The following is a 6,000-nucleotide window of genomic DNA, read 5'->3' on the forward strand; positions in this document are numbered from 1 at the left end:
GCCGTCAGTAGCCTACCCGTCACACAACGCAACAGGCAACGACTGACCGTAATCAATATTTCTGGCACATCGTATTGACATTTTTAGTTTCGTCGCCGGCATCGAAAGCAGCCGGCCGCCCGGTGGGCCGCCGGTCAGCTACGGGCGTCGAGGGCGGCGGCGACCAGGGCCAGTGCCTGCTCGGGCGGCAACCCCAGCCGGCGGGACAGGGCTGCGTAGTCGGCCGCCGCCCGCCGGGCCTCGTCCGGCACTCCGCCCGCCTGGGCGGTCACGAACGTGCCGTGCCGGCCCCGGGTCTCGACCAGCCCGGCCTGCTCCAACTCCCGGTAGGCGCGGGCGACGGTGTTGGCGGCCAGCCCGAGATCCTCGGCGAGCCGGCGTACGGTCGGCAGCCGGGTGCCGGCGGCCAGCCGGCCGGTCGCGGCCAGCTCCGCGATCCCGGCCCGGACCTGCTCGTAAGGCGCGACCGGCGACGCCGGGTCGACAATGATCGGAAGGGGGGAGGCCTCGCTTCGCCCGGTCATGGGCGCACCGGACCGAGGTCGCCGGTGCGGTGGTGGCGCCGGCACAGCACCTGGTAGCGCACCTCGCTGTGGTCGACGGTGTCGCCGATGACGACCTGGGCACCCTCCCGGGCCACCTTGCCGTCGACGACCCGGGCGTTGAGCTGGCCCTCCCGGCCGCACCAGCACAGCACCTCGACCTGGATGCGGGCGACCTCGTCGGCGAGTTCGAACAGCCGCCGGGCGGCCGGGAACAGTTCGGCCCGGAAGTCGCTGGCCAGGCCGAACGCGAACACGTCGACGTCGTAGCAGTCAACGAGTTCGGCCATCTGCTCGACGTGCTCGACGGTGTAGAAGCACGCCTCGTCGCAGATGAGGTAGTCGACGCGCTCGCCGTCGGCCCACCGGCCCCGGACCAGCGCCCGCAGGTCGAGTTCGTCGGTGACCTCGATCGCCTGGTGGGCCAGCCCGATCCGGGTGGTGATCTGCGGCCCCAGCGAGCGGTCGATGCGGGTCAACACGATCCCGCGCCGGCCCTGCCGGGCGTGGTTGTAGTTCATCTGCAACGCCATCGTGGACTTGCCGCAGTCCATCGGCCCCCAGAAGAACTTCAGGGCGGCGCCGTGGCGCAGCCGGCCGTCGCCGGCGACCAGGCAGGCGGGGGACAGGGCGGAGTCGTCGACGGTCACGGTCGGGCAGCGTACCGGGAACGTGCCCGACCGATCATCACAGGACCCGGGGCGGGGTGTTGCCGGCCGCGATGATCGCCTTACGCATCGGCACCGCGAGCAGCAGCAGGAAGCCGACCACGAAGAAGATCAGCAACGAGACCAGACCGACCCGGTAGCTGTTGGTGAGCTGGAACACCAGGCCGAACGCCAGCGGGCCGAGCCAGCTGGTGCCCTTGTCGCTGATCTCGTAGAAGCCGTAGTACTCGCCTTCCTTGCCGGCCGGGATGAGCTGGCTGAACAGCGACCGGCTCAGCGCCTGGCTGCCGCCCAGGACCAGACCGATCGCCGCGCCCAGGATCATGAACGGGATCGGCGCCTCGGCCGGCAGCCAGAACGCGGCCAGGATCACCCCGGTCCACAGCACCAGGCTCATCAGCACCGTCTTCCACGCCCCGATCCGCTTGGCGACCCCGCCGAGCAGCAGCGCGCCGCCGAAGGCCAGGAACTGCACCAGCAGGATCGTCACGATCAGCGTCGTCTGGTCGAGCCGCAGCTCTTCGGTGCCGTACTGGCTGGCCAGGGCGATCACGGTCTGGATGCCGTCGTTGAAGACCAGGAACGCGAGCAGGAAGAACAGCGTCAACGGGTACGCCTTGAGGCCCTTGATGGTGTGCCCGAGCTGCTTGAAGCCGTCGAAGAGCACGTTGCCGCGTACGCCGCCGGCGGCCGCCTCCACCGACGGCCGTTCCCGCAGCCAGAAGAGCGGGACCAGGGTGAACGCCGACCACCAGACGCCGGCCGACACGATCGACCAGCGGGCCAGGTCCAGGGTGCGCTGCGGATTGCCCTCCTCGCTGAACAGGGTCACCACGACCAGGTTCAGCATCAGCAGCAGGCCACCGCCGAGGTAGCCGAGCGCCCAGCCCTTGCTGGAGATCCCGTCCCGGTCGTCGGGGCCGCCGAGCTGCGGCAGGAACGAGTTGTAGACGACCACGGCCGCGCCGAAACTGACGTTGGCGAACACGAACAGGGCGCCGCCGAGCAGGTAGCGGTCCCCGGTGACGAACACCATCGCGATCGTCGCCCCGGAGCCGAGGAACGCGGCGACCGCCAGCAGCCGCTTCTTGTGCGCCGACCGGTCGGCGATCGCCCCGGTGACCGGCAGCACGAACACGGTCAGGAACACCGACAGCGACACCAGGTACGGGAAGTAGGCGCCGGCGGCGACCTTGATCCCGAGCGGGTAGACGTATCCGGTGCAGTCGGCGGCGCCCAGTTCGCAGCCGGCCGCGACCTCGGTGATGCTGGTCAGGAACGGGCCGAGGAAGACGGTGATGACGGTGGTCGAGAACGCCGACATCGCCCAGTCGTAGAAGTACCAGCCGGTCCGTTCGCGGCGGGTGCTGTGCGGCGGTTGCGGCGGCGTGGCGGTGTCGCCCGCGGCGGTGACGGTGTCGGCCATCGGAGTTTTCCCGGGGGGTTCAGGCGGTCCAGTGGCCGCGGCGGAGATAGACGTCGCGCAACACGTCGACGTGATCGGTCATGATGCCATCCACGCCCAGATCCAGTAACCCGTCCATCTGGGCGGGTTCGTCGATCGTCCAGACATGCACGTGCAACCCCAGCCGGTGGGCGTACGCGATCAGCCGGCGGTCGACGACCGGGATCCGGCCGTACTGCACCGGCACCTGCGCGGCGACGACGGACGGCGGCAGCGTGATCCGCCGCCCGTGCAGCGACGCCAGCCGCAGCCGGGCGACCGACCGCATCCCGAGCGACGTCGCGACCGACGGGCCGGCCAGTGCGCGCAGCCGGTTCAGCCGGGCGTCGCTGAACGAGGCGAGCAGCACCCGGTCGCCGGCGCCGGCCCGCCGTACGTCGGCGACCGCCGGCTCGGCCGCGGCGTCGGCCTTCACGTCGACGTTGAACCGGACCTGTGGCCAGGCGCCGAGCACGTCGTCCAGCCGCGGCACGACCGCCGCCCCGCCGACGCGTACCGTGTCGAGGTCCTTCCAGCGCAGGTCGGCGACGCGGCCGCGGACCCCGGCGACCCGGTCCAGGGTCGGGTCGTGCAGGACGACGGCGACGCCGTCGGCGGTGGCGTGCACGTCGGTCTCGACGTACCGGTAGCCGAGGTCGACGGCCCGCGCGAACGCCTCGGCGGTGTTCTCGTCGCCGTGCGCGGCACCGCCACGGTGCGCGAACGCCAGCGGTCCGGGGGCGTCGAGGTACGGGTGGGGGTGCGGCACGGTGGGCAGTATGCCCGGCCCGGTTGGCCGGCGGGTGGACGGCACCCGGCGGGGCGTGGTCGGCGCGGTGTTCGCCGGTGCGTCGGGTACGCGCACCGGTTCAGTATCGTGACCCGCATGCGGGTCCTCGGTGTCGACTTCGGCACGTCCAACACGGTGGCGATGGTGCGTGGCCCGGACGGCCGGGCGCGTCCGCTGCTGTTCGACGGTTCGCCGTTGCAGCCGTCGTGCGTCTACCTCGACCCCGAGGGCCGGATGCTGGTCGGTCGCGACGCCGAGCGGTCGGCCCGCATCGACCCGTCGCGCTACGAGCCCAACCCGAAGCGCCGCGTCGACGACGGTGTGGTGCTGCTCGGCGACCAGGAGCTGCCGCTGCCGCAGGTGATCGCGGCGGTGCTGCGGCGGATCGCGGCCGAGGCGCAGCGCCAGCTCGGCGGCTCCTGCGACGAGCTGCGGATGACGCATCCGGCGCAGTGGGGCGAGCGGCGCCGGGCGGTGCTGGTCGACTCGGCGCGGGCGGCCGGCCTGCCCGCCCCCCGGCTGATCGCCGAGCCGGTCGCGGCCGCGTCGTACTACACGGCGGTGCTCGGTACGGCGGTCCCGGTCGGCCGGGCGCTGGGCATCTACGACCTCGGCGGCGGCACGTTCGACGCGACCGTCGTACGCCGTTCCCCGGCCGGGTTCGAGGTGTTGGCCGAGCAGGGCCTCGGTGAACTCGGCGGCCTCGACTTCGACCAGGCGCTGGTGGAGCATCTGGGCCAGGGCTACTCCACCGACCACACGATGATGTGGAACTCGGTGATCAGCCCGGGTGACGCCGGCCAGCGCCGGCAGCGCACGCTGCTCTACGACGACGTACGCGGGGCCAAGGAGATGCTGTCCCGCACCACCAGCGCCGACATCCACCTGCCGGCGCTGGACATCTCGGCGCACGTGACCCGCGAGGAGTTCGAGGCGCTGATCCGGCCGGCGCTGATGCGTACGGTGACCTGCCTCGCCCAGACGATCACGGCGGCCCGGCTGCGACCGGCCGACCTGGTCGGGATCTTCCTGGTCGGCGGGTCGAGCCGGATTCCGCTGGCCGCACACCTGATCCACAGCGAGTTGGGGCTGCCGCCGACGACGCTGGAGCAGCCGGAGACGGTCGTCGCCGAGGGCGCGCTGTGTTTCGGCGTGCCGGGCACCGCCGGCCAGGGGCACTCGGGGGTGCCGCGGGCCGTACCGGCGCGACCGGTGCCTGGCCCGCCGGCCCGGCCGGCCCCGACGCGGCCGGCGGCCGTGCCACCGCGCGGGGGGCCGGCGTACCCGCAGCAGCAGCCCGTCCGGCCGGTCTCCGCCGGGCCGGTCGGTCCGGGCCCGGCCCAGCCGGCCCGGCCGGTGTCGGCGGGGCCGCAGCCGCCCCGGATGGCCCCGCGACCGCCGCAGCCGGCGCGCCCCCCGGTCGCCCCGGCGGCGCGCCCCGTCGCCCCGCCGCCGCAGCCGGTGCCGTCGCCCCGACCGCCGGTGATGGCGCCACGCCAGCCGGAGAAGTCCTGGTACGAGGAGCCGGCGAAGGTGTGGACGCTGGCCCTGGGCGTGATGGTGGTCATCGCCCTGGTGGTGCTGCTCGCCTCGACCGCCTGAGCTGGCTGTCGGCCGGGCGTCCGGCCGATGGCCCGCGCGCCTACAGGCGGCTCAGGATGTCGCGCATCGCGGTTATCTCGGCCTGCTGCTCGGTGACGATCCTCTGCGCGAGGGCCTTGGCGTCGGCGTTGGCGCCCGTCGCGATCTCCTGCCTGGCCATGGTGATGGCACCCTGGTGGTGGGTGATCATCATGGTGAGGTACTGCTGGTCGAACTCGGTTCCCCTGGCGTCCGCCAGCTTCTGCATGTCGGCGTCGGACAGCATGCCCGGCATCGGATGATCCGTGCCCGGTAGGGCCGTACCGTGGCCGGCGCCCGGCATCGGCGCCGGCCGGCCCCAGGCGGCCAGCCAACCGGTCATCGTGTCGATCTCCGCTTGCTGGTTGTCGCGGATCCGCTTCGCGAGCGCCTTGACGTCGGTGTTGTCGGCGCGGGTCTCGGCCAGCACCGACATCTCCACGGCCTGACGGTGGTGCGGGACCATCGCCTGGGCGAACGTCACGTCGGCGTCGTTGAACGTCGTCGTGGTGCCCGCCGTGGTGCCGGCCGGCACCGTCGGGGCCGCGCCCTGTTCGGTCGCGGAAGAGTATTTGCCACCGCCGCCGCACCCGGCCAGCACGACGGCGACGGTGACGGCGAGCCCGGCCAGGACGGCACGACGCGGTACGGCAGAAGGTGTCAACACAGGAGTGAGCCTTTCGGGCCGGTGGGCCGCGCGGGGCGGCCGGCAGCCGGGGATTCCCGGTTCACGGCACTCCATGCCGCCTACTACGCGCCGTCATCAGCCGGCCGGCCGGCGGGCGCCGGGCCGCCGGCCCGTCCCGGCCGGCGCGCACGGATCCGGCCGGCCCGCAGTGAAGGGCGTGCTCGCCGCGCCCCTCACTGCGGGCCGGGCACATGTAGCTGTCGCGGGCCACAGCGAATTCGCTGTGGATACGCCGAATTCGCTGTGGG

The 6,000-nt window shown here is 72.8% G+C and carries 7 protein-coding genes; 1 reads left to right on the plus strand and 6 read right to left on the minus strand.

Annotation, left to right across the window (positions count from 1 at the left end):
- Nucleotides 1-134: 134 nt before the first annotated feature.
- From AB0M79_RS23900 to AB0M79_RS23915, 4 genes are read right to left on the minus strand one after another with little or no spacing between them, the layout of a single operon-like run.
- A complete protein-coding gene (locus AB0M79_RS23900) occupies nucleotides 135-524 on the minus strand; it encodes a GntR family transcriptional regulator (RefSeq protein ID WP_364217490.1) in 390 nt (129 codons plus the stop codon).
- A complete protein-coding gene (locus tag AB0M79_RS23905; RefSeq protein ID WP_357541062.1) occupies nucleotides 521-1,171 on the minus strand; it encodes a thymidine kinase in 651 nt (216 codons plus the stop codon). The genes AB0M79_RS23900 and AB0M79_RS23905 overlap by 4 nt, the downstream gene beginning before the upstream one ends.
- A gap of 58 nt (nucleotides 1,172-1,229) precedes the next feature.
- Nucleotides 1,230-2,636, minus strand: coding sequence for an MFS transporter (locus tag AB0M79_RS23910; protein ID WP_364217492.1), 1,407 nt, complete (start codon nucleotides 2,634-2,636; stop codon nucleotides 1,230-1,232).
- Nucleotides 2,637-2,655: 19 nt separating this feature from the next.
- Nucleotides 2,656-3,423, minus strand: a complete 768-nt coding sequence (locus tag AB0M79_RS23915; protein ID WP_364217510.1) for a glycerophosphodiester phosphodiesterase — start codon at nucleotides 3,421-3,423, stop codon at nucleotides 2,656-2,658.
- A 117-nt stretch (nucleotides 3,424-3,540) separates the two neighbouring features.
- On the opposite strand from AB0M79_RS23915, the gene AB0M79_RS23920 reads away from it, so the two are divergent.
- The gene (locus AB0M79_RS23920) at nucleotides 3,541-5,046 is read left to right on the plus strand and encodes an Hsp70 family protein (RefSeq protein WP_364217494.1); all 1,506 of its coding nucleotides are present in this window, start codon (nucleotides 3,541-3,543) and stop codon (nucleotides 5,044-5,046) included.
- Nucleotides 5,047-5,086: 40 nt separating this feature from the next.
- Here the strand turns inward: AB0M79_RS23920 and AB0M79_RS23925 are convergent, their stop codons facing one another.
- Nucleotides 5,087-5,731 (minus strand): DUF305 domain-containing protein, encoded by a 645-nt coding sequence (locus tag AB0M79_RS23925; RefSeq protein WP_364217496.1) that lies wholly within the window; start codon nucleotides 5,729-5,731, stop codon nucleotides 5,087-5,089.
- A gap of 61 nt (nucleotides 5,732-5,792) precedes the next feature.
- The coding region (locus AB0M79_RS23930) for a hypothetical protein (RefSeq protein WP_364217498.1) at nucleotides 5,793-6,000 on the minus strand (208 nt) is incomplete at its 5' end.

The sequence above is a fragment of the Polymorphospora sp. NPDC051019 genome (assembly GCF_040683055.1).
GTDB classification, from domain to species: domain Bacteria; phylum Actinomycetota; class Actinomycetes; order Mycobacteriales; family Micromonosporaceae; genus Polymorphospora; species Polymorphospora lycopeni.